We start from the raw sequence: 24,932 nt of genomic DNA, 5'->3' as shown, positions 1-24,932 counted from the left end.
CCTCAATGGGGTGATGCTCCTGTTTGGAATGAGCTACATATGTCTACAGATTTTCCAACTTATTGGGATTAGTCACACACACTTTTTGTCCTATAACCCGCATTATAGTTCTTAAATTAATCGTTATGATGCAATTTAGTTATGTTCCCATGTCTTGAGATATTCATTAATTATGATATACTATAGATAGTGAATAGACTTCAACGCTAAGGGCGTTGGTCACTAAGGCGCTATCTATAGATAGTGCCTTTTTTATTTTATATAGGGAGTTTTAATCATGGCTTTTGATAAACCATTTTTGGATTTAGATAAGCAGCTTAATTTACTAGAGTCTCGTAAGCTTATTATTACTAATCGAGATCGAGCAAAACGCCTTATTATGACGTCTTCTTATTATGATTTAATCAATGGATATAAATCTGTTTTTATGTTGTCCAATGACAGGTTTAAAGATAATGTAAAGCTAGAAGATATTTATATTTTTTCTTTTATAGATAAAGGTATTCAATCTATTACTATGAAATATAGTTTAATGATTGAAACATTATTTAAGACAAGACTATCCTATGTAATCTCAAATCATTTAGGGGTACATCAAGATGATTATTTACATGCTAGATACTATAAACGACAGATAAATCATCTTAGCTTTGCAAAGGTAAAGCAAGAGATTAATAAACAGCTTGATATATGTAATGCAAAACAGCCTACGAAGTATTATTTAAAACATCATAATCATGTTCCACCATGGATTTTATTTAAAAACATTTCTTTTGGAAGTGCTATTAATATATTTAGATTATTAAGTACAAAACATAAAAGAGAAGTTGCTAATCTTTTACTTCCTACTGATTTGATTACGTGTAAAGATAAAATAGAGTTATTAATTAATACATTAGAGGCAATTCGTCGTTTTCGTAATTGTGCAGCTCATAGTTTAAATTTCTTTGGTTGTCGATCTGTATATAATATACCAGGTAATATTTTATATACCATCGTACCAAATGGTGTACTTAAACGAGAGAAAGGTGAAATAACAAGTAGAGATAAGAAATCATTAAAAGGAATTTATGGTGTATTGATTATGACAGCACTATTATTAAATGATAAATTACTTGTTAGTTCTCTTATAGCTGAATGCAGAGGAGTTTTTAAGCCAGAAGTTAGTGGAGATGACGATTCAAAGCATATTGTAGACTTAATTAATGAATTAAAACAAAAATATAAAGAAGCTACACAAATTCCTATAGATTTTATTGATAGACTCGAAATTATATATAAATCAATTACATAAATAATACTAAAATCTTATAATTAGTAGGTTTTATGATATTCCCGATTAAAATATAATGTTTGATATAACATTAAGGAGTGAAATCTAATGAAGGATTTTAAAGCATTAGCCACAGAACGGTATTCGGTTCGAAAATTTGATACGAAACCTGTAGAGCAGGAGAAGGTAAATATAATCTTAGAGGCAGCAAGATTAGCGCCTACAGCTCATAATTATCAGCCACAACGACTACTTGTATTAAATACAGCAGATAGTCTTAATAAACTAAAAGACTGTACAAATGGTCATTTTAATGCGCCTTTGGCTATTATTGTTTGTTACGATAATCAAGTGAGCTGGAAGCGAGAATATGATGATGCGGATTTAGGCACTGTAGACGCCAGCATTGTAGGCTCTCATATTATGTTCCAAGTCGCAGATATGGGCCTCGGTACAACATGGATTGCTCATTTTGATCCCGCTAAAGTGCGTACGGCTTATAACTTGCCAGATACTATCATACCTGTAGCCATCTTTCCTATTGGATACCTACATCCAGACTGTATGCCTGCACCGGGCCATACAAAACGGTCTGATGTAAGTGAGCTAACAATATATAATTCCTTTTAAGCTCTACAAAATGTAAGCTCCACAAAATTATATGCTCCATAAAATAGTAACTATATAAAACGGGCAGCTTACTAAAAAAGGCGGTTAATCAATTACGATTAACCGCCTTTTCTTATAGGGTTTATGTTTAAACTAGTTTTTATTCTGGTTTATGAATAAGGTTTACTACGAATTCGCTGTCTTCAACAAGTGTTGCTTGGATGTAGTTATCGCCGTTGAATTCTAATACTTGGCCTGGTACAAGTACGTGTTCTTCAGTTTCGTTAAGGAACACTTGTACTTTACCTTTTACTACTGTGAAAATTACGTTTGCTTCAGGGTGATTGTGTTTTTCAACTTGTTCACCAGCTTTGCCGCCTTTTTTCACGATTACATAGTTAGGACCTTGGAATAATAAACCTAATTCTTGATTAACTGTGCCTGCCATAATAGACCTCCTAATTCTAGCTTTTTATGTTCTGAAAGCTGACGCTATCACTTAATTAAATTAACTTGTGTAATTACCTTATAATTATATTATAAATGATATTGCTTATCAATGCTGTGCCTATAGCTACAGTTTTGTAAAAAATATATATAAAATATAGATTTAAAACGGGCGTAAAAACGGACGAAAATATTTACGTTCGTTTTTACGCCCGTTTTATGATATAGTATATAAGAAGGTGGGTGATAATATGCGTGAAACTAAAACCTTAGAATTTAAAGAATCAGTTACTAATACATTTTTAAAAACTGTAAGTGCTTATGCAAATTATGGAACAGGAATAATCCGGTTTGGAATAAAAGATAATGGGGATATTGTTGGGATAGATAATCCAAAAGAAGCATGTTTATCTATTGAAAACAAAATTAATGATAGTATTACACCAATTCCTAATTTTAGTTTGGATATTGATGAAACTACTAATGTTATAACTTTGACTGTGGAAAAAGGTAAGGATACACCTTATTTTTATAATGGGAAATCATATAGACGTGGTGATAGTGCTTCAATACCTGTAGATACAATTGAATTGAAGCGATTAGTTATGGAGGGAGAGAATCTTTCATTTGATAGTTTAGTTTCTAAACGTCAAGATTTACAATTTACTGTATTAGAAGATGCTTGTAAATCTATTATGGGGATATCTGCTTTAACTCGAGATCTACTAATTACCTTAGAGTTATATCGGATGAATGAAGGATATACTATTGCTGGTGAGCTATTAGCGGATGAAAATTCATTTTCTGGTATAGATATGGCTCGTTTCGGTGAGTCTATAAGTGTTTTCTTGGAAAGAAATACAATTGAACATACATCATTATTAAACTACTATAATGAAGCATTAATCATGTATCGACGTTACTATCAATATAGTGAAATAAAAGGATCATCTCGTAATCAATATGAACGTATACCTGAGACGGCATTTAGAGAGGCTATTGCTAATGCATTGGTTCATCGTGCTTGGGATATACCAGCTCATACTAAAATTTCTATGTTTGATGATTATATTGAAATTGTATCGCCTGGAGGTTTACCAAAAGGATTAGGAGAATCTCAATATTTAGAAGGCCAAATATCTATCCTTAGAAATCCTATCATTGGGAATGTGTTTTTTCGATTAGACATTATTGAGCGTTATGGTACTGGCATACAACGTATTCAAGAGGCTTATAGAAATAGTGTTATAAAACCACAATTTGATATTTCAGAAAACTCGATAAGAATCATTTTACCTGTCATTGAACAAAATTTGGATAAATTAACAGCTGATGAAAAGAAAATATATGATATTCTACAATTTAAGGCTTTGCCTTCAGGAAAATTAGTAGAGTATACTGGATTTGGAAAAACGAAGGTATTACAAATTGTTAATAAATTAGTGAAATCAGGTTTTTTAAGAAAACAAGGTTTAGGACGTGGTACTACATATACTATTAAGTAATTGTAGAATATAAATAATAAGATAAAAAGCGAACGTAAAATTTTACGTTCGCTTTTTGCCCGTTTTCGTTCGTTTATAGTCCCTAAACAAACGAAATGTTATGTATTTATTATTTTTTCTTAATTGTATATAAACGTGTGCCGTTTTCTTCAGTCGTTACAAGTTCAAAAGCTGGATCAATTGCTTTCACAAAAGCTTCGAACCATGTTTGGTAAGCTACAGCCATGAATTTAGAGTCAACGCCCGCTGTACGCCAGTAGCCTGCTTGTAATCTGTGGTCACCAACCCATGTGAACTCATCTGGGCTTTCAGAAACCACTTGGTCACCGCCATCGCAAGGCATGCCATTTACGTAGAAGTTTTGCAACGCATTGTAAATCGCTGGAGCAGTGTGTTCTTCGAGATTATCTTGAGCCACAACGCCACATGCTTGGCCTTGTACTGCGAATGCATCGAGAATAGCTGTTACTACATGTACAGCTTCGTCGCCGGAGTTAGTATCAAGCAAATCTCTGATGAAAGCTGCTTCACGAACGGAAGCGATATTGATTTGGTTAGCCAACCAGCCATGGATATTGCCGTGGTCGATGATATTTTCAAGTGGAATGCTTGGATTGATTGGTTCGCCGTATGTATCTACGGAGATAGAGTGTAATTCCTCTGCCAAATCATCAACAACTTTAGTTGTTTTTTCTAAAATCAAGTTTTCACGCTCAACGAGCAATTGAATTTTACGATATAACCAGTAATGGATGTGACCTAAGAATGCGGACATATTAAGCTCCTTTTCGTGCTGTTTCTAATTTCTCTACTAAATCGTATACATTAAAACCGTGAATTTCTGCGGCTTGCCATAATGGCTCAGCTGTTGCAGAAGGGCAGCCTAAGCAACCCATGCCGATGCCTTGTAATACAGGCACCACATTTGGATATGTTTCCACGATGTCGCGAATGATTGTGTCTGGAGTAATAGGAGAACCTGCTTCGAGGCGAGGTGCTTCGACTTCAGGATCGTTACCTTGACCAGGCAAGAACACAGCTGGTTCTTCGGATTTGCTTTCAGCTGGAGCACCTTCAAGGTCGCCCAATACAGCTGCTTTAAAAGCCTCTAAACCAATGCGGTCAATGAATTCGCCCATGCGTTCGATTTGTGCATTTTCTTTATAGTATGCAATGATACGATCTACCAATGCAAGAGCTTCTTTTTCAGTTGTTACCTCTGCGATAAGGTCGCCAATGCGAGGGTGTGCACCGCCGCTACCGCCAGCGTATACGTTCCAGCCCTCTACAGTACCGATAATACCAACATCTTTCATGCGGCTTTCAGTACAAGAATTAAGACAACCGGACACGCCGATTTTCATTTTGTTTGGCATTTCTTGAGACAAATATTTGCGCTCGATTTGCATGCCAAGATGTACGCTATCTTGTTTAGCACGTTTACAGAATGTAGTACCTGGGCAGATTTTTACGCTGCGCACGCGGTTAGATACAGTGTACGCTGGCTCCATGCCGAGCATCTCCCAAGCTTTATCTACGTCTTCTGCTTTCAAATTCGTAATCATAATGCGTTGGCTGGCAGTCAATTTTAGAACGGCGCCGAACTCATTGGCTACGTTGATATATTTTTGTAATTGTTCAGGTTGAATGAAACCTCCAGGAATGCGAGGTGTAATTGCATAACGGCGTTGGCCGTTTTTAATGCGTTGTAAATTTGCTGCAATTTGTGCCATGTTAAATCCTTTCTCGAGCCCTCTCTGCGGAGAATAGTGGCTAAAACTACTTAGTTAATCTATGTGATTCTTTGTTTGTAAAATATATACGCCATTGGGTTTTGTGAAAGCTTCGCACGTATACGAACAGCGTGATGAGATCAACTAGGCGATGCCTCATCAAAACCCGGCGTAACGATCAGTACGGGTATTAAATACTGACCCGATGTTCCTAGTATAAACTATTTTAACACGTAATAATGTAACCTAGGCTACAAAATTGAAAGTTTTTAATATTAATTATTAATAGTATATATGATTTATAATACTAGATATTATAAAGTAATTTACCTAATTGGTAAATTATATATTTACATTTATAGTTAAGAGAGTATAATAGAATTAACCTACTAGGTAAATTATTATAAATGGCCATTTATATTGTATCAACCATTCACTATGATTTGAGAGAGTCGGTGACATATTGATGGAACATTTCACGTGATAGAGATTCAAGAGATTGTTGATTATCATTAGTATAGGAGACATACATATGAAGATATATGAGAGTAAAACTTTTATTGCTATCCCACCTGGAATGACAATAAAAGAAGTTTTAGAAGATAGACATATGTCCCAAAAAGAATTAGCTACACGAATGGATATGAGTGAGAAACACATTAGTAAGCTCATTAATGGTGAAGTCCCACTAACACAGGATGTGGCAATGCGCCTTGAACGGGTATTTGGTGTAGAGGCAAGTTTTTGGAATGGATTAGAAGCTAATTACAGAGAAAAGATATTAAAAGTGGAGTATGAAAACTCCATTGATGAAGAAATTAATTTCGCTAAGCCCTTTGGTTATGCTAAGCTTGCGCGTTTGGGTATCGTTCCAGAAACAAAAAAGGCAGCTGAGCAGGTCAATAATTTACAGAAGTTTTTTGAGGTGGCTTCTTTAAAAAATGTAGCTGATGAAATGATTATGCCCTTAGTATATGAAAATATTAAGGATATGGAGCCTGATAAAAAGAGTGCAATTTATACATTGGTACAAATCACGAAAGGAAGGGCCCGTTTTGTAGAGGTAAATCCTTATAATGCAGAGTTACTAGAAACATTTATACCTAAAATTAAGGATCTTTCTAGCGAACCTTTAATTGGTGTGAAGGAGCCTCTTAAGGATATGCTAGCAGCATGTGGCGTAATTATTGTGTATTTGCCAATTATTGATAACATAACCTCTACATGTATTACCTATTCCAAAGGAAACTCCATTGTTCTTGGTATACCAACGGAAGATTCTGATGCTTTTTGGACGTTATTAGGCGAAGCGCTACAGAATTTGGTAGAACGAGATTATCAACGTAGTAATCGCAAATACCGCAATAATGATCCTGTAACTGTGGTGAATTATTAATTCAGTTTTTGTAAATATGTAAGGTAGTACTTCTTAGGCTTTTCTTAGGGCATTCATCATGCAATTTGTAAGGACTTTCAAAGTATAATCCGTAGGACTCTCATCCTGTAACAAAATAGCGTATAATAGACACATAGAATATTCTTGATATAGGAGATACAATGAAAGTCCTTTACGATACAATTTTAAAAGCGAAATATACAGGTCGCCCGAACCGTTTTGTGGTGACCTTAGATTTAAATGGTGAAAGCGTGCTCGCTCATTTGCCAAATCCTGGTCGCATGTGGGAGCTCTTGTTCACCGGTGTAACGATGTACATCGTGCCTCATGATAAGCCTGATGCGAAAACGAAATATCGCGTAGTTGGCATCGAGCGCGATGGCGTAGTGATTATGCTTGACACTAATTACAGTAATGATGTAGCGCAGCATTTGATCGAAAATAAACTGATCCCAGGTTGGGAAGAGTGGCGCATTGTAAGACGAGAATATACAGTTAAACTACACGGTACATCATCTCGTTTTGACTTGCTCCTCACCAATGATAAAGATGATGAGTTCTTGTTAGAGGTTAAGTCTTGTACGCTATTCTCCAAAACGGGTGCCATGTTCCCTGATGCTATTACAGAACGAGGGCGTAAGCATTTATTACATTTGAAAGAATTGCAAAACGAAGGTTACCACACAGGTGTTTTGTTCCTCGTACAATGGGACAAAGCGCAGTGGTTCTTGCCGGACTACCATACAGATTTGGAGTTTGCCAAAACCTTTAAAGAGGTAGCACCTTCCTTAGACTGGAAAGCTGTTGCGGTAGCGTGGGATGAGACTTTTACCATGCCCACTGTAACCCATGAGTGTTCCTATCCGAGTAGTATTCTCGACACAGAGGCTCACGATAGCGGCGTGTACGTGATGGTCATGCATCTCGACCATGATTTAGACCTTGAGGTTGGTTCTAAAGGGCTGATGCATTTCAAGGCGGGTTACTATATGTACGTAGGCTCTGCGAAGGCGAATTTAACGAAACGCATTGAGCGTCATAAGCGAAAACGAAAGAAAATGCACTGGCATTTAGACTACTTCCGCGGTCACTGCGAAATGATAGCAGGTCTGCCGATTCGAACTAGCCTAGATGATGCGGAATGCGCTCTCGCTGATGCGGTCCGTGGCGTTGCCGAATGGGACGTACCTAAATTTGGATCCTCCGACTGTGACTGTAAAAGCCACCTATTTGGGATGACGGAAAATCCGATACACAATAAGAAATTTATGGACGTAGTGGAAGACTACCGAATGAATAAATTGGATGTGCTAGTTAAGTGATTGTTGTTAATGGTGAATAACTGAAAATAGTATGGATGGGGCCCGAATACAAATATGCTAGATTGTTAAAAAAGGGATTCCCTTATCTCTTCGCTCCATAGTGACCTAAGTCGCTCATCAATAAGGGAATCCCTTTTTTATAACGTTATATGTGAATCCGTCCCATCCATACCTATGTTTTCTATTAACTAGTTGCTTCACCCATTAACAACAAATGCACTTTTACCTCGCATGGGGCAGGGCCCCTAATTGGGAGAAGGGGTGTGAGGTAGAGGATTAACTGTGGCTTGAGTTTATTCATAGTTAAGTTCGTGTATTGAGTTCGGATAGAAATATTTGATATGCGAGGGCTATGTGGAGAGAGGTGTGGTTGTGTATGCCTTTGTTTGTTAGGTTTGTGTTGTTGGTTTTGGTGTGTGTGTATAGTGTTGTATTAGTTGGTTGTACTTCTTCTCGGTTAACGACGCTCGATGCGGATCCGTATACGCCAAATGATGTGAAGGAAATGGTTGAGGAGCGTTTTGCATCGTATCATCCTCGTCTTGTGTTGCAGGCTTCTGAGGTTGTTACCACAAAGCCTTATAAGCACTATAAATATACGTTTCTTGATGAGAATAATGGCATTGTCTTTACTGCGCGTGCTTCTGTTGAGGTTCCTCAGTTGCCTATTCCTGGTGGTCAACGTGTTACGAACGCTGAGTATAGGTACGCAGAGGCTTATTTAGATCGGTTGAATAGTGAGGTAGCACTACTTGCTGTAAAGTATAGATTTCAGGTAGCTAATAATGAGGAGCGCAAGACGCTAATGGATGCTAAGATTATGCGAAAAGAGGGTAATAGTACAGCGCCTTTGTTTGATGAAGGGGATTTTGTATTTCTTAATCAAACATCTAATGGTGCTGGTGTAGTGGGTATGTTAAGAGACATATATTCTCTATATAAACCTAATAGTGACGAGACCTTAGTAAGTAGCGTGTATGGCCGTAAGGTTAGCTTTTACTATTTACCAAATGGTGAAACAGATAAGAGCAAGGCTCTGTACCTAATAAGTTTCAAAATTAGAGGGCGGGAAGATTGGCGAGATACCTTAATGAGTGGTGTTGGTTATCAAGATAAGAGTTCTGAGCAGATTGAACGAGACATAATTACCGTTGTTGATCGGGAAATACAACAGGCTGTGCGAGGAAAATAGGTCAGGGAGAGGTGTATCTATGAAGCAGTTGATTAGGTATATATCATTAGTTGTTGTGTGTATTTGTACATTTTTATTGAGCGGTTGTTCTTTTGTGTGGACTACGGAGAATGGTGATCCTGCCACGCCAGAGGATATCAAGGCTAGTGTGGAAAAGGAGTTCAGCGTTGTTCATCCGCGTCTAGTTCTTCAATCTGCGGTGGTGGAGAAGGAGAAACCTTTCCAGCGCAATGTGTATGTTTTTTATGATGAAAGCAACGGTTTTTCTTTTACCACCAATTCTGTGGTGCATCGTCCAACCTTGCCAGTGCCTGGTGGAGAGCGGGATACAAATGCGAATTTTGTTTATTCCGAAGAATATTTAATTCATTTAAATGGGAAGCTTGTGGAGGAGGCTAAGCCGTATGGACTTCGGATGGCTCCCTATGAGGAAGTCCTAGAATTATCTAAACTTAGCGCCACACGTGTAGCAGGTACTAATAAGATACCCCTATTCAGGTCCAATGAGATTATCTTTGTAGATAAGTCTGTAAAGGGTAAAGATATTCTAACCTTTATGAAATCCATATATAGCCAGTATAAACCACAAGATAACCCAGCACTATTACATCCTCGTGCTGACAGAAGCGTTGGTATTTACTATTTACCTAAAGAGGAAGCGGATAAAACAAAAGCTGAGTATTTGATAGGTTTTAGGTATATGGCAAGAAATGACTGGAAAGAAACTATGTTAACCGGAATTGGCAGCACCGGTAAAGATACCACCGCTGTAGAACGAGACTTTGTTAAAGTTTTAGATCATATGATACGTCAGTCTATTTGATTTGGCTGATAAGATGATAAATCGATTATTTAGGGATTATAATCCTAAAATTTAGTATAGTTAAAATGAATAAGGATTACAATCCTAAAATATGATATAATTATTATAAATAAGGATTATAATCCCTGTTTAAATTAAAAATATGAAGAATTAGGATTACTATCCTAAAATATATTTCTGCCTGTTGCAATAATAGTGAATATTGTTGAGATAAGGAGGTTATAATGCCTTTAATTCAACGCGAGAAATATTTAGAGTTTTTAAGGCGTCATAAAGATCAAGATGTAATCAAAGTCGTTTCAGGTGTGCGTCGGTGCGGCAAATCTACATTATTTGAGTTGTTTAAACAAGAATTATTAACTAGTGGTGTAAAAGCCAATCAAATCATTTCTATTAATTTTGAAGATTTAGAGTTTGAACCGCTACAGGAGTATCATGCCCTCCATGAGTATATAGTTGAACGATTGATTCTAGAGACTCCCATGTATGTATTTTTAGATGAAGTGCAGCATGTACCACAATTTGAGAAGGTTGTAGGGAGTTTATTTATCAAACCTAATGTAGATATTTATATTACAGGTTCAAACGCATATTTTATGTCCTCTGATATTGCCACATTATTAACCGGTAGATATGTGCAAGTTGAGATGCTACCGCTTTCATTTAAAGAATTTCATAGTGCATATAGTCAGCAAAACTTGTCAGATATGGATATATACAATTTGTATATCGAGCATAGTTCTTTCCCTAGGCTTGTACATGTTGAAGATGATGAAAGTATTGATGAATATTTAGAAAGTATTCTAAACACTGTTATTCTGAAAGATATTGTAACGAGATTAAAAATTACAGATGTACCATTATTATTGGATATTATTAAATATTTATTAGCTAATATAGGGAGTTTGATTAATCCAACGAAAATTGCGAATACGCTCACTAGTTATGGTCGCAAAACGGATAATAAGACGGTTGAGAAATATTTACAAGGTCTCAAAGATGGTCTTTTAATCTATGAAGTTAACCGATTTGATGTAAAAGGAAAAGCGTTATTGCAGCGAAATGCTAAATATTATGTTGTAGATAGTGCATTCCGTAAGTTTTTATTAAGTCGTACAGATTCGGATCGCGGTCATATACTCGAGAATATTGTATATTTGGAATTGATTAGACGTGGTTACCGTGTTTATGTAGGGCATCTACAAAATGGTGAAATAGATTTTGTAGCTAAAAAGCCACATCGTTTAGAGTATTATCAAGTAAGCTATACCGTAATGGAAGATACTACGTTACGACGTGAATTATCACCGTTAGAGCAACTTGATGATAACTATCCTAAATATTTACTTACAATGGATGTGTTACATAAAACAGATAATCATAATGGTATAGAGCAAAAGAATGTTTTAGATTGGCTACTAGTGTAGGTGAAGTAGCTTTCACAAAAATGCCTATAATATTAGCCTTTAGCCCTTAAAAATGCTATAATATTATGATGAATTATAATCAGTGTTAGTAAAATGAGGTGAGATTGTGGCAGACCAACAATGGTCCCACGGGAATATTCATCCCGTTCAGATTGATAAAGAAATGAAGAACGCCTATATCGATTATGCGATGTCCGTAATCGTAATGCGTGCTCTTCCAGATGTGCGCGACGGCTTGAAACCAGTACATCGTCGTATTTTGTACGCGATGCACGAAACAGGCATGACGCCAAATAAACCGTACAAGAAATCCGCTCGTATCGTCGGTGACGTACTCGGTAAATATCATCCACATGGTGATAGCTCCGTTTACGACGCAACGGTTCGTTTGGCGCAAGATTTCAATACGCGCTACCTCTTGGTAGACGGCCACGGCAACTTTGGTTCCATCGACGGCGATAGTGCCGCTGCGATGCGTTATACCGAAGTACGTATGGCGAAAATTACGCAAGAAATGCTCGCTGATATCGACAAGGAAACTGTTGATTTCATGCCGAACTATGATGAAAGCTTGCAAGAACCTACCGTATTGCCAGCGAAGATCCCAAATCTTCTCATCAATGGTTCTAGCGGTATCGCCGTAGGGATGGCGACAAATATTCCGCCGCATAACCTCAACGAGGTATGTAATGGCCTTACTATGCTCATCGATAATCCAGATGTAACTGTGGACGAATTGATGACGCAAATCAAAGGTCCAGACTTCCCGACTGGGGCGCTCATTTTGGGCAGGGAAGGCATTAAGAAAGCATACTCCACAGGTCGTGGCAGCGTAAAAATGCGCGCTCGTGCAACCATTGAAGAAATGGCAAAGGGCAAGCATAAAATCGTAGTGACTGAGATTCCATACCAAGTTAACAAGGCTCGCGTTATCGAAACGATTGCTAACTTGAGCCGCGACAAGGTTATTGATGGCATCACAGCACTTCGCGACGAATCTGACCGTCAAGGTATGCGCATCGTTATCGAATTGCGCGCTGACGTGCAACCAGATATCGTTCTTAACAAATTATATAAACACACTCAACTTCAAGAATCTTTCGGCGTGATTATGTTGGCCCTCGTAGACGGTCATCCTCGCGTATTGAATTTGAAAGAAGTATTGGGTTACTACTTAGACCATCGTCTCAATGTAATCGTACGCCGTACTCAATTCGAGCTTAACAAAGCTGAAGCGCGTGCACATATCTTGGAAGGCTTATTGATCGCCCTCGACCACATCGATGAAGTTATCGCTACAATTCGCAGTTCCCAAACTGACGAAATCGCACGTAACGCATTGATGCAAAAATTCGGGCTTTCAGAAAAACAAGCTGTAGCCATCCTCGACATGCGTTTACGCCGTTTAACAGGATTGGAACGCGAGAAAATCGAAGACGAATACAAGGAATTGTTGGCATTGATCGAAGACCTGAAAGCTATCTTGGCTAGCGAAGCGCGTCAACGTCAAATCATCAAAGACGAACTGGATGATATGAAGAAGAAATACGGCGACCCTCGTCGTTCTGAAATCACAATCGATACGTCCGACCTTGATGTAGAAGACCTCATCGCTGACGAAGAGATGGTTATTACCTTGACTAAACAAGGTTATATCAAACGGATGAATGCGAACGTATATCGCAATCAACATAAAGGTGGCGCTGGCGTTATCGGCATGAAGACGAAGGAAGACGACTATGTAACGCAGATTATGCATGTTCGCACGCATAATACATTGCTATTCTTCACGTCCACAGGCCGTACATATCGCCTCAAAGCATACGAAGTGCCAGAAGCAGGTTCCCGTAATTCTCGCGGTACTGCCATGGTTAACGTATTGCCACTGGCTGTAGGCGAATCTGTTACGACTATGATCGACCTTGAACGCGTTCAAGAAGATGTAAACTTATTCATGGTAACTGAGTTTGGCGTTGTTAAACGTACAGCTATCGAAGAATATCGCAATATCCGTCGTTCTGGTCTTAACGCCATTAACCTCGACGAAGGGGATCACTTGATTTCCGTTAACGTAACAAATGGCAGCCAAGACATCTTGTTAGGTACTAAATTGGGTATCGCTATTCGCTTCAGCGAAAACGATGTACGTCTCATGAAACGTGCGGCTCACGGCGTGCGCGGCATTAAACTCAATGCAGGCGACGTGGTTGTAGGTGCTGGTGTTCTGAATGCTGATGAAAGCGAAGCACAAGTATTTACTATCTCCGAAGAAGGTTTTGGTAAACGCAATGATGCGGAAGCTTACACATTGCAAAAACGCGGTGGTAAAGGCTCTAAGAACTTCAAGATTACGAACAAAACTGGCGACGTAGTATCCGTAGAGGTTGTTCATAACGATGACGAAGTTATGCTTATCTCTGAACAAGGTAAGATTATTCGCTTCAACATGAACGATATTGCTGTTAAAAAAGGCAAAGCTATCTCTGGTGTGAAAACACAAAACCTCGACGAAGGTGATAAAGTAGCTAGCATTGCTGTTATTCCAGGTTCTGAAATCGAAGAAGACGCAACTGAAGAATAATATAATTAAGTAATTAAAATACAAATATGTAAGTAACTATGGGCGGCCATCTTAGATGGTCGTCTCTAGCGTTAAGGAGTTTTGAAATGAAAAAATGGTTAGCTGCTATGTTTGCAGCAGGGGTTTTCTTTGTAGGTGGCTTTGGTCAAGCTAGTGCGGCTGATTGGTACTATATCAATGCTGATGCTGACGATGCAGCATGGTTTATCGACAACTCTTCTGTATATAAAACAGATGATGCGGCTACAGTACTTGTTAAAATTAACAATGTAGAAGGCTTCACATACATCTACACAGTACGCATCGATCGTAAAGAAAAAACATGGACAGAACTTGATACAACAGTATACAGTGCATCTGGCGTAGCGTTGTTGTCCAGCAAAGAAGCACAAAAACCTACGAAAATTGAAGAAGATACCATGGGCGCGGAAGTTATGCAGGCCCTATGGGGTAAATAATCCAACAATTTAATAGAAGCTGATATTCGCTCTGTCTAGTTAGATATTCAGAACGTATAAGTAGCCCCGAACTATCCTGAAAGCCTCCATAGTGACCTAAGTCGTTTTCAGAATAGTTCGGGGCTTTCTGTTTTCTTACCAATCTTACAGGGCGAATATCAGCCTTCAAATCTATTGGATTATTTAAAGCCCATAGGGGCCTCGCTAGACGTTCCTAGAGGATTAGGCTAAGTCGTTTTCAGAACAGTTCGAGGCTTTCTGTTTTCTTACCAATCTTACAGGGCGAATATCAGCCTTCAAATCCATTGGATTATTTAAAGCCCATAGGGGCCTTGCTAGATGTTCCTATGGGGTTCTATATAATTTATGCATTTAATAGAGTTTTTATTAGCATTATGCAATTATGGTGTTATAATGAAGTCATAGTGAATTGTATTATGCGAAATGCATAGTTGTTTAGATTTTCTAATCAGGAGAGAACGGTTATGAAGAAATGGTTTGCATGTTTAGCGGTAGCAGGTTTGTTATTCAGTGCTGGTGTGTGCGTGTCTCATGCTGAAAGTTGGTATCCTCTTAATACTGATACGGATGGTCGTACTGGTTACATAGACAACGATACGGTAGAGAAAGACGATGCACAGGCTAAGTTGAATTTAAAGATTGTTGACCCTAGTGGTGATCACTCTATTTATACTTTGCAATTTAATCGTGCTTCAAAGACTGCGAAACTGCTCGAGATGAAAGCATACAATCCAGCAGGCTATATGATCGGTGGCCAAACATACGACAATACAGAAATACAAATACAAGAAGGAAGTAATTTAGATCACGTGTATCACTTGATTTGGTAAATTTCCTCGACTAGTAGAAAGGGTTCTATCTCTCATCGACCTCCATAGTGACCTAAGTCGGTCTCAAAGAGATAGAACCCTTTCTGCACGTATGATTAAATTTACTCAAAACTGCGTAGGGGAGTAGCGAGCTAAGTCGTCCTACGAGATATATTCACCCGTTTTCTCATTTCCTGATGAGGAAATGTATCCAAAACGGCGTTTCAGAAGAAAGTGACCTAAGTCGGTCTCAAAGGGATAGAATCCTTTTTGTACGTATGATTAAATGTATCTAAATTATTTATTCCCTTATTTTATGGTATAATTTAAGGGAATAGTTTTATTTGTAAGGGATTAGAACGGAATGGAGGTGTGTGTATGCGTCGTTTTGAGTATGGTCGGATTCAGTCTTTGTCATGGGATATGGATATTTTGAGTCTTATCGCAGGGATTTATCGTGCTAATGGCAAGGAGGAGGTTTTGCTTTCTCAGAGTCCTACGGTGTTGGAGTCTCTTGTGGAGTTGGCAAAGGTGCAGAGTACGGAGGCTTCGAATGCGATTGAAGGGATTGTGACGACGAGTACACGCCTTCGGCAGTTGGTGGCGGATAAGACGACGCCTCGCAATCGGGATGAGCAAGAGATTATGGGTTATCGTGATGCGTTGAATATCATCCATGATAGTTATGATTCCATAACGTTGTCACGAAATCATATTTTGCAGTTACATAAGATTCTCTATCAGTACCAGTTTAATGCTCGTGGAGGTCAGTTAAAGAGTGTGCAGAATTATATTAGTGCCACCTATCCAGATGGCCGTACTGAGGTTTTGTTTACTCCATTGGCCCCATATGAAACGGCGGAGGCTTTAGATCAGATTTGCACGGAATATAATCGTGTTGTCGGCAATGGTGAGGTGGAGCCGCTCTTGGCGATTCCTATATTTATTCATGATTTCTTGTGCATTCATCCCTTTAACGATGGTAATGGTCGCATGAGTCGATTGTTGACGACATTGTTGTTGTATCGCAGTGGCTTTATGGTTGGTAAATATGTGTCCTTAGAGGCTAAAATCGCTGCAAACAAGGATATGTATTATGCTGCTTTGCGCGAGTCTAGTGATGCCTGGTATGATGAAAGCTCTTGTCCTACGGCTTTCATTCGGTATTGGTTACAAATGTTATTGGCCGCGTATCATGACTTTGAGGACCGTAGTTCTTTACTGGTACATAGCGGTCCTGCCATGGAGCAGGTGCAAGCTGCCATCGACAATCATTTAGGAGCTTTCACAAAGCAAAACATTCGGGAATGGTGTCCAAATCTCAGCGATAGTGCTATCGAGGGCGCAGTTCGTACGCTTGTGAAGAATGGTATAATTAGTCGTAAGGGGGGCGGACGTTCTACCTATTATGTGAAGGTATAAAGGTTGAGCACGTTTGTCTTTCATAAAATATTTAGTTTTATCGAATATACTAGATTTCATATTCTTGTATTTAAGTTTGAGAGGTATAATATGAAAAAAACATTAGCAGCTGTTTTGGCAGCAGGCGCTTTATTGATTGGTGGCATCGGTAGTGTTGATGCTGCTAACTGGTACACTGTAGGTACTGACAGCAACGGTATCACTTGGTCTATCGACAATGATTCCGTTAAGAAAGATGATAAAAAAGCTGTAATGGACATTAAAGCTATGGACTACGAAGGTTACCACTACATCGTGACTGAAGAGTTCAACCATAAAAAACAAGAGGTAAAAGACCTTAAGGTTACTCTTTACGATCCACAAGGTTATGTTGTGAAAGAGGAACAACCTAGCAAAAACAGCCGTAAGGTTGAGCCAGGTACTCCTGCACAAGCAGTATTCCAACTTATCTGGGGCGGTAAATAATCTAATCCTATAGACGAGTACAGGGCTTAGCCGTAATACACTGTTGAACAGTCATGCCTCGTTTAGATTAATGATTATTGTGAAAGCTTCACACACGCACGTTCTCCTATGGAGGGCGTGCGTTTTTTTGTCTATTGTGTATTACTCTTTTAATTCCTTTAAAATAGGTGAATTATTTGTTTATTCGCGATAAAATGTGATTTATATTATAGATTTTTTGTAAAAGTGTAACAATTCTACATAGTATAAACTTTCACTATAGCGTATACTATAGATATGATGAAGAAGTACGCTTAGGGCGAAGTGCTCTGTAGTTTAGCATATTTCGTCCGAAAAGGTTTGGTAGTTATAGTTTGTTAGAGGAGGTCCTCATGTCTCAATATCAATTAATCGATAAACGTGTACCGATTGCACTCAACAATCCGTCTATTATTCATGAGATTGATAAATGTAAAAATTGTACGTTATGCCGTCGCGCTTGTGCGGACGTAATGAGCGTACTTGATTACTACGATCTTGATGCAAATGGTGATGTTCCTGTATGTATTCACTGTGGTCAATGTGCAGCTGCATGTCCATTCGATTCCATGCATGCTCGTTCCGAGCTTGATAAGGTGAAAGCAGCTCTTGCAGATCCTGAAAAAATCGTTGTTATCCAAACAGCTCCAGCTGTTCGTGTAGCTATCGGTGAAGGCTTCGGCTATGAACCAGGTACGTTCCTTGAAGGTAAAATGGTTGGCGCATTGCGTGCACTTGGTGCAGATTATGTAGTAGACACTAACTTTGGTGCTGACTTAACAATCATGGAAGAAGCATCTGAGCTTGTAGATCGTCTTAACAAAGGCGGCCAAATTCCTCAGTTCACAAGCTGCTGCCCAGCGTGGGTACGCTTTGCGGAAATTTACTTCCCAGAATTGCTTCCTAACTTGTCTTCCACACGTTCTTGTATCGCTATGGAAGCGGCTATGATTAAAACATACTTTGCAGAGAAAAAAGGCATCGATCCTCATAATATCGTGTCCGTATCTGTAAACCCTTGTACTGCTAAAAAAGCAGAAACAAAACGAGAAGAAGAAAATGCTGCAGCTCGTTTCCACAACGACGATTCCATTGGCATGGATACAGATATTTCCATCACCACACGTGAGTTCATCCGTTGGATCCAAGAGGAGAACCTCGATTTCAATGCTATTGAAGATTCCCAATTCGATGACTTGATTGGTATGGAAACTGGTGCATCCATCATCTTCGGTAACACTGGTGGTGTTATGGAAGCAGCTATGCGTACAGCTTACAAACTTGTGACTGGCAATGAGCCACCTCCACGCGCATTGACTCACCTTGAGGAAGTTCGTGGTATGAATGGCGTAAAAGAAGCGACTGTACAATTGGGCGATGATGTAACATTGTCCGTTGCTGTAGTGCATGGTGGTAAAAACGCTCGTGACTTCTTAAATGCTTTGAAAGAAAATGGCAAACACTATGACTTCATCGAAGTTATGGCTTGTCCTGGTGGCTGTATCGGTGGCGGCGGTCAACCGCGCACTAAATTGCCTCAAGCAGTTAAAACTAAAGAAGCTCGTATCGGTGGTCTTTACGAAGCTGATGCGAACTATAAATGGGTTGCTTCCTACGAAAACGAAGAAATCCAAGCGTTGTACAAAGATTTCTTAGGTGAACCATTGGGCCACAAAGCACACGAACTCTTGCATACACATTACACAGACCGCAGCGCGGTTCTTGGTACTCGCAAAGACGTAACACCTGAAACGTGTCCAACATCCCCTAAATTTAAAGGCTAATCTTGAATAGCTCGTTAGCAATTGCTAAATGATTGATTATTGAATCTACAAATGTTTTAGTAATCAAAGGAGTTAAGATTGAAATAACTCTTTAGGGTATAACAATATAAAAATAGAATCCTACGAGTCATGAGTGACTTGATACTTTAATAGCTTCGGCTATTGTAAGCATCACCTTACAAACGATTCGTAGGATTTTATTTATGTAGGGTTTAATACGTTTCATTGTATATACTTAAATACGCATTGGATTATATAGAGCACTTAATACTCGATATCTAGTTAAGCGTGTATAGATTATATATTCAGTTGATGAACTATTCTCACTGTATAAGCTTATTATGAGAATTCAGTATAAGAACTTGCTTTTATCATGAGGAAAAGATGAATTATATAGTGTATAATATAGAATCATACTATTTGGATCAAAGGGAGAACTATGGGTGTGTGGAGAGAAATACATAGAGAGGCCCATAGCTATCATATTGCATAAGCAGTAAGGAGTTTCTAGGAGAGATGAACCAGTTTTTACGGCGTGTCCTGTGTGGCATAGCCTTGATAGTTGCTGCCGTTGGTACAACTGGATGCCAACATGAGAGTCAGGCAGTGCAAGAGGAGGTACGAACCGTATCGTACCGCGCCGTCATGGAATCGAACAAGCCCGTCCCTGAAAAGGTGAACACTTGGCTTGGGGCCATGTCACGAGAGGACAAGGTAGGGCAGCTGATGATGATCAGCCTTCATGGCAACACATTGGGGCAATCCCAAAAGGATGTAATCCGTAAATATCGTGTGAGCGGCGTTATGCTAACCAATGAAAATATACATAATAAAAATCAAGTGAAAGCTTTCAACAACGATATCATGCAAACGGCGATGACTGCCAGCATGGTGACGCCGTACATCGCGGTGAATCGCGATAAAGTGTTGCACACTAACGATAGTTTCTTGCGCTTGCCAGAACCTAATCGGTTAGGTCAATTGCCGATGGAGCGTATCATTAATTTGGCCACCCGATCGGCCATTGAAATGCGCGATATGGGCTTTAACCTTGTGATTGGACCCAATGCGAACCTTGGGGTGCCGAATGTGTCCTACACATCTGACCCGACTTGGGCAGGCTATATGGACTTAGCCATGGCGGAGCGTTACCAAATCAATCAAATGTGGTTTGGTTATAATTACTTCCCTGCGGTCACACTTGGGGACGCATCCTTTAACACCGCTGATGAGGCGAAAAACTACCTCAACAATAATGATGTAGCCGTCTTTAAACGACTCATCGCGCAGACGACAGCCAATACCTATATGCTCGTTATGAGTCATATTCAAATTCCAGCTATTGATAACCAGCACTTGGCGAGTGCGTCAAAACCAGTTATTCAAGATTGGCTTCGCAAGGACCTCGGCTATGACGGTATCGTCATGACGGACCGTATCGATGTGGGCGCTTTGCAGGCGAACCAAAGGATAGGTGATTACGCTGTAGCCTCCGTTGTGGCTGGTAGCGATCTCATCCTCGTTGATGCGGACACAGTTCATATCGACGAAGTCCATCGGGCGTTAACACAGGCGGTGGCAAATGGAACGATAACGAATGAACGCCTTAACGAAGCGGTTAAGCGTATTCTATCCATGAAAATGCAAGCACAAATTCAACAATAATATTTAGCAAAACAAATCAGGTATACCTGTTGAGTAATAATTAAATATGAGTAAAATGCAAATGACGTGTCTTACCTTCTAGAAGGCACGTCATTTTTTATATGTATTGATTGTAAAATACAGACTATATACCGTACCCCGTATGCTCCTTCAATACCTATATACCTATATAAACGTAGTAAATATCTATGCTTTTACAATAGTATGAGTAAAAAATAAACCATAAAATAAGTATATTTTATGCGTAAAAAATTTAACATAATCAAAAGTCATGTTAATGATATGAAAATAAGTTTAAAAATGATTTAAATTTATGATATAATAATCTCCATAGACAGTTGGAGGTGAGAGTATATGAATTTTGTGGGACGTGCTGAGATTATAGAGAGTATCCAGTCCCGTATCGCTGAGGACAATATGAGCTTGTGTGTTGTGTACGGTCCTCATCGCAGTGGTAAATCCTATGTGGCTTCGCAGCTTGTACGCCGTCATAAGGCGTTATATTTGGCGGGGCGCATGGCCAATGAATCAGTCCATGTGGCTGATATGAATAGAGCTCTGGAGGCACGTTTTGTTCCGACTGATGATCAGGACAAGTTCGAGCCTGTAGATAGCTTGCATCAAGCCTTTGTAGGGCTTTTTGAAAGCAGTGTAAAAACTCCGCAAACCGTGGTGATTGATGACTATCCTTCCTTGGTGGAGGCGGTGCCGCAATTCCCTATTCATTTGCGTGATTTATTAGATACTTATAAAGATACGAGTCGTTTGAACATCATTTTGATGGCAAATGGTTTGGAACAGCTGGATGGTCGCATCATTGGCGAGCGCAGCCTCATCGGTCCGTTCGTGTCCGAATACTTTGAGGTGAAACCATTCTCCTTGGTGGATATGAAATCCTTGGGCCTTCACTATGCCAAGGACGATTTGCGCACTGTATTTGCCGTGACAGGCGGCTTGCCTGCGTACGTGCAGTACTTTGATAATGGTGAAAGCATCGATACGAATATCATTAATTTGTTCTTCTCCGTATCGGGCGCTCTATTTGAAGAAACACAGAATATCTTACATCGAGATATGAAAAATATAACAGGTGCTAACGCTATTCTGTCTGGCCTTGCTACCCTTGAAAGACCATACTATGTGGAGCTTTTACAAGCAAGCCAAATTAAAAGCGGCACCTTTACATCCCGCTTGAATGATCTCATGTCCATGGGGCTCGTAGGTCGCATTCAAGCCAATAGCCGTGGACCTGCCAAATACGCAGATTACCACTTTACTAATAGCATGTTCCATTTCTGGTACCGCTATGTGTATAAATACTGGGGGGACATTGTGCGCGGTAACGGCGCTGATGTGTACCACACACATGTAAAACCGCAGCTCAAAGACTTTGTGCAAGCGGCATGTATTGCTATCTAATCCAAGATTGTTTATATTTGCCAATCTTTGATTGCGTACTATAACCCAATGATAGTACTATATTCCTCTTATAAATTAACACCACATCCTATGATGTGGTGTTATTTTTGTATATAATGCTATATTTACTGCTCTTTACTATTCTTTATTAGTACTATTTACTGCTTGTAGTATTTACTAGTATTCTTTACTAGTATTTTTGCTACTATTATTTACTACTAGTTTTATCTACTAGTATTCACTGCTAGCCTTTAGTAATTAGTTTTTATTAATTTTCTATTTTCAGCAATTACTGTGTTGATCGTATAGTTATGACATACTATGGATAGAAATTACGTCATAGATACCATTAAATGTACAGGAATTCTAAGAAATTGCCGATTTGTCAAAATCCCCGTTCCGCGTTATTGTGTAGTTAAGCGCTATGCCATGGCAGGAAAGGGGATTTATGTTATACCAAAACGAAGAACCTTTAGTACAAAGAACATGTATAAAAACTGCAAACTTACAATCTGATACAGACACATCAGACAAACTAGAAACACAGGAGTTACCTCCTGAGGGGTTACGACCAAAATCATTACCTCCGGAGGAGCTGAAATTACAAACTCTCATTTGTGGCCATCAGGTCTTAACGTCCTTGTCGGACAAGAGTCTCGTGTCCATCTGTCAAAAGCCGAATATGCGGATCCAGACGGTGGGATATCAGCCGTGGACCGTCGATGAGCTGCGCCATGATGCGGCACAAATCGAGCTTTGCCGCAGGTATCGACCACTTATCTTGCACTACACCAATCGCACGGGAAACCGTGAGTTCCGCGAGGATGTAGAGAGCTATCTGTGGGCTATCCTCATGGAATCCATCTATAGCTTTGACCTGGAGGGGCCTGTACCATTTGCTGGCTTTGTGAAAGCTGGTGTTAGATACGGTTACATGCGGTACTGGAAGCGGGAACGATTGCGCAATCATCGTGAGATTCATATACCAGACCGCACTACCGACGATGGAGACGTAGCGGTGGGCATGGATATCTTCGCATCTGGCGAGAATATAGCAGACATGATCATGACCGCAGACGAAGAACAAAGGCTGCGAGCCCGTCTCGTGTGGGCATTAGGTAGACTATCTCCAGATCAGCGTGACCTATTGCGTCGCGTTTACGGAGAATGCCAAAGCTTGGTATCGGTCAGTGAAGAACTGAACTGTAGCCGCCAAGCCATCCAGCGACGCCATGAACGAGCCATTCGAAAGCTACGGAGATACTTGACCACAGATTTTAATAAGATAAAAGTGCATTAGCCCAAATTTAATCTATTGAACTAGGTCTATCTAGAATGTATAGAATACATTAGTCCTAAGGAGCGTTAGTGTAATGTACATGTGTTAATATAATTTAATTTCTTATTTATATTCCGAAATCTGTATATTTCTGTTAATTTCGATTAATAGATATACATAAAATATGCATTTCTCAATTTAAATGAGAAAATATTGACACATAAGGCTATATATAACTTTTACAAGATCATAAAGTCTTTAATTATACATAAATTTCTATAGTTTTGTGTATATATTTACAAAATATTCAACATAGTATACAATTAAATCAGCAGCAGATTAAAGCATGCGAATCTGCTTTCACAGAACACGTGTTCATTGTATTGTTGAAAGGAATGTTCCTAATTAGAGGGGAGAGAATTCCTATGATAACACATGATGAATTAACAGATATGATGGCCGCTCGGCTATCTAAGGGAGAGGATTTGGATTTGATCTATACGAATCCAAAGAATCATATTGTTTGCTTTATTCCTACTTATGAGCCTGGTGGTGGTGACAGTACGAAGTGCTATTTCGTAGATGGCCGTGAAGAACTGGTCTGTCTGCCGATGCGCACCATTACGCGAGAGCTGGCGGTACAGGAAGGGCTGAGGCCCAATTATATTATGACCAGCGACGGTCGGCGCAGTAGCTATACATCGCCTAAGACCTATGGTCCACATCTAACCTTTGCCCATATCAAATGTCGGCGTCCTGTCGGCAAAGACGTGGTGTACGGCCTCTTTAACGTGGCTATACCTTATGAATATATCGTTACGGAAGGTCCGGAACCCGATACGAGCTATATTCACGTGGGGAACTTCGCACCAATTTTGGTGTACCAATCCCCGCGTCACGTCAAACACAAACTGAACGAAGCCATGCTAGAACACTGCAACTACGTGCGCAAAATGCTAGCCCGCATCAAACTCAGCCAAAACCCACAAGTCGTGGCCGAACTATTTATCGCCTGGAGAGATCTAACGAGATAAGACGTTAGGGGGGTGAAAGTAGGGTTAAGAGGGGAGAGAAAAGGAGGGCATATAGGGAGAAAAATATAATACGGAAAATAAGGTGATCATTAAGACAACATAAATATCTTTTCACTCTTGATAAAACCCACCCCATATAGGGGTGGGTTTATTTTGTTATTGTCTTTAGACTGGTTCGCGACGTAGTCGCGAATCATAAAACCACCCGCTATGCGGGTGCGGCAACGAAAGTTATACAAAAAAATCACCT

21 protein-coding genes are annotated in these 24,932 nt (G+C 39.4%); 18 read left to right on the top strand and 3 right to left on the bottom strand.

The genetic code is table 11. The features are described 5' to 3' along the window. Positions 1-277 precede the first annotated feature (277 nt). Positions 278-1,294, top strand: a complete 1,017-nt coding sequence (locus KH364_RS08915; RefSeq protein ID WP_273299374.1) for an Abi family protein — start codon at positions 278-280, stop codon at positions 1,292-1,294. Positions 1,295-1,381: 87 nt separating this feature from the next. After that, positions 1,382-1,903 (top strand): nitroreductase family protein, encoded by a 522-nt coding sequence (locus tag KH364_RS08910; RefSeq protein ID WP_273299373.1) that lies wholly within the window; start codon positions 1,382-1,384, stop codon positions 1,901-1,903. 139 nt (positions 1,904-2,042) lie between these two features. On the opposite strand, the gene KH364_RS08905 is transcribed toward KH364_RS08910, so the two are convergent. Then, positions 2,043-2,330, bottom strand: coding sequence for a Cro/Cl family transcriptional regulator (locus KH364_RS08905; protein WP_009351598.1), 288 nt, complete (start codon positions 2,328-2,330; stop codon positions 2,043-2,045). Positions 2,331-2,580: 250 nt separating this feature from the next. Here KH364_RS08905 and KH364_RS08900 point away from each other — a divergent pair, with 250 nt between their 5' ends. Then, a complete protein-coding gene (locus KH364_RS08900; RefSeq protein ID WP_273299372.1) occupies positions 2,581-3,834 on the top strand; it encodes an ATP-binding protein in 1,254 nt (417 codons plus the stop codon). A gap of 109 nt (positions 3,835-3,943) precedes the next feature. Here the strand turns inward: KH364_RS08900 and KH364_RS08895 are convergent, their stop codons facing one another. Continuing rightward, a complete protein-coding gene (locus KH364_RS08895) occupies positions 3,944-4,609 on the bottom strand; it encodes a hypothetical protein (protein WP_273299371.1) in 666 nt (221 codons plus the stop codon). A 1-nt stretch (position 4,610) separates the two neighbouring features. Then, complete coding sequence (locus KH364_RS08890; protein WP_273299370.1) at positions 4,611-5,567, bottom strand: DUF1858 domain-containing protein; 957 nt, start codon at positions 5,565-5,567, stop codon at positions 4,611-4,613. 532 nt (positions 5,568-6,099) lie between these two features. Between KH364_RS08890 and KH364_RS08885 the strand changes: the two genes are divergently transcribed. The 15 genes from KH364_RS08885 (at position 6,100) to KH364_RS08815 (ending at position 24,682) form a co-directional block, all read left to right on the top strand. Then, entirely contained in the window at positions 6,100-6,963 is an 864-nt protein-coding gene (locus KH364_RS08885) for a HigA family addiction module antitoxin (protein WP_273299369.1), read from the top strand. Between the two features lie 161 nt (positions 6,964-7,124). Beyond that, the gene (gene sfsA / locus KH364_RS08880) at positions 7,125-8,285 is read left to right on the top strand and encodes a DNA/RNA nuclease SfsA (RefSeq protein ID WP_273299368.1); all 1,161 of its coding nucleotides are present in this window, start codon (positions 7,125-7,127) and stop codon (positions 8,283-8,285) included. A gap of 376 nt (positions 8,286-8,661) precedes the next feature. Then, positions 8,662-9,477, top strand: coding sequence for a hypothetical protein (locus tag KH364_RS08875; RefSeq protein ID WP_273299367.1), 816 nt, complete (start codon positions 8,662-8,664; stop codon positions 9,475-9,477). Positions 9,478-9,571: 94 nt separating this feature from the next. After that, positions 9,572-10,300 (top strand): hypothetical protein, encoded by a 729-nt coding sequence (locus tag KH364_RS08870; RefSeq protein ID WP_273299366.1) that lies wholly within the window; start codon positions 9,572-9,574, stop codon positions 10,298-10,300. 224 nt (positions 10,301-10,524) lie between these two features. Beyond that, positions 10,525-11,727, top strand: a complete 1,203-nt coding sequence (locus tag KH364_RS08865) for an ATP-binding protein (RefSeq protein WP_273299365.1) — start codon at positions 10,525-10,527, stop codon at positions 11,725-11,727. A 106-nt stretch (positions 11,728-11,833) separates the two neighbouring features. After that, positions 11,834-14,308 carry a DNA gyrase subunit A gene (gene gyrA / locus KH364_RS08860; protein WP_273299364.1) on the top strand — a complete coding sequence of 825 codons (2,475 nt, stop codon included), beginning with the start codon at positions 11,834-11,836 and terminating at the stop codon, positions 14,306-14,308. A gap of 86 nt (positions 14,309-14,394) precedes the next feature. Continuing rightward, the gene (locus KH364_RS08855; protein WP_273299363.1) at positions 14,395-14,766 is read left to right on the top strand and encodes a hypothetical protein; all 372 of its coding nucleotides are present in this window, start codon (positions 14,395-14,397) and stop codon (positions 14,764-14,766) included. A gap of 485 nt (positions 14,767-15,251) precedes the next feature. Further along, a complete protein-coding gene (locus KH364_RS08850; protein ID WP_273299362.1) occupies positions 15,252-15,617 on the top strand; it encodes a hypothetical protein in 366 nt (121 codons plus the stop codon). Positions 15,618-15,974: 357 nt separating this feature from the next. Further along, a complete protein-coding gene (locus tag KH364_RS08845) occupies positions 15,975-17,018 on the top strand; it encodes a Fic family protein (RefSeq protein WP_273299361.1) in 1,044 nt (347 codons plus the stop codon). A gap of 90 nt (positions 17,019-17,108) precedes the next feature. Beyond that, the gene (locus KH364_RS08840; protein ID WP_009351518.1) at positions 17,109-17,483 is read left to right on the top strand and encodes a hypothetical protein; all 375 of its coding nucleotides are present in this window, start codon (positions 17,109-17,111) and stop codon (positions 17,481-17,483) included. 371 nt (positions 17,484-17,854) lie between these two features. After that, positions 17,855-19,285 (top strand): [FeFe] hydrogenase, group A, encoded by a 1,431-nt coding sequence (locus KH364_RS08835; protein ID WP_273299360.1) that lies wholly within the window; start codon positions 17,855-17,857, stop codon positions 19,283-19,285. A gap of 516 nt (positions 19,286-19,801) precedes the next feature. Continuing rightward, entirely contained in the window at positions 19,802-20,950 is a 1,149-nt protein-coding gene (locus KH364_RS08830) for a glycoside hydrolase family 3 N-terminal domain-containing protein (protein WP_273299359.1), read from the top strand. A 354-nt stretch (positions 20,951-21,304) separates the two neighbouring features. After that, on the top strand, positions 21,305-22,369 hold the full coding sequence (locus KH364_RS08825) for an ATP-binding protein (protein WP_273299358.1): 1,065 nt from the start codon (positions 21,305-21,307) through the stop codon (positions 22,367-22,369). Positions 22,370-22,793: 424 nt separating this feature from the next. Continuing rightward, positions 22,794-23,669 carry a sigma-70 family RNA polymerase sigma factor gene (locus tag KH364_RS08820; protein WP_337957121.1) on the top strand — a complete coding sequence of 292 codons (876 nt, stop codon included), beginning with the start codon at positions 22,794-22,796 and terminating at the stop codon, positions 23,667-23,669. Positions 23,670-24,073: 404 nt separating this feature from the next. Then, complete coding sequence (locus tag KH364_RS08815) at positions 24,074-24,682, top strand: hypothetical protein (protein WP_009351599.1); 609 nt, start codon at positions 24,074-24,076, stop codon at positions 24,680-24,682. Positions 24,683-24,932: the final 250 nt, after the last annotated feature.

The sequence above is a fragment of the Veillonella sp. oral taxon 158 genome (genome assembly GCF_018376515.1).
Classification (GTDB): Bacteria; Bacillota; Negativicutes; order Veillonellales; family Veillonellaceae; genus Veillonella; species Veillonella rogosae.
This window is presented reverse-complemented; position numbering and strand designations above follow the sequence as displayed.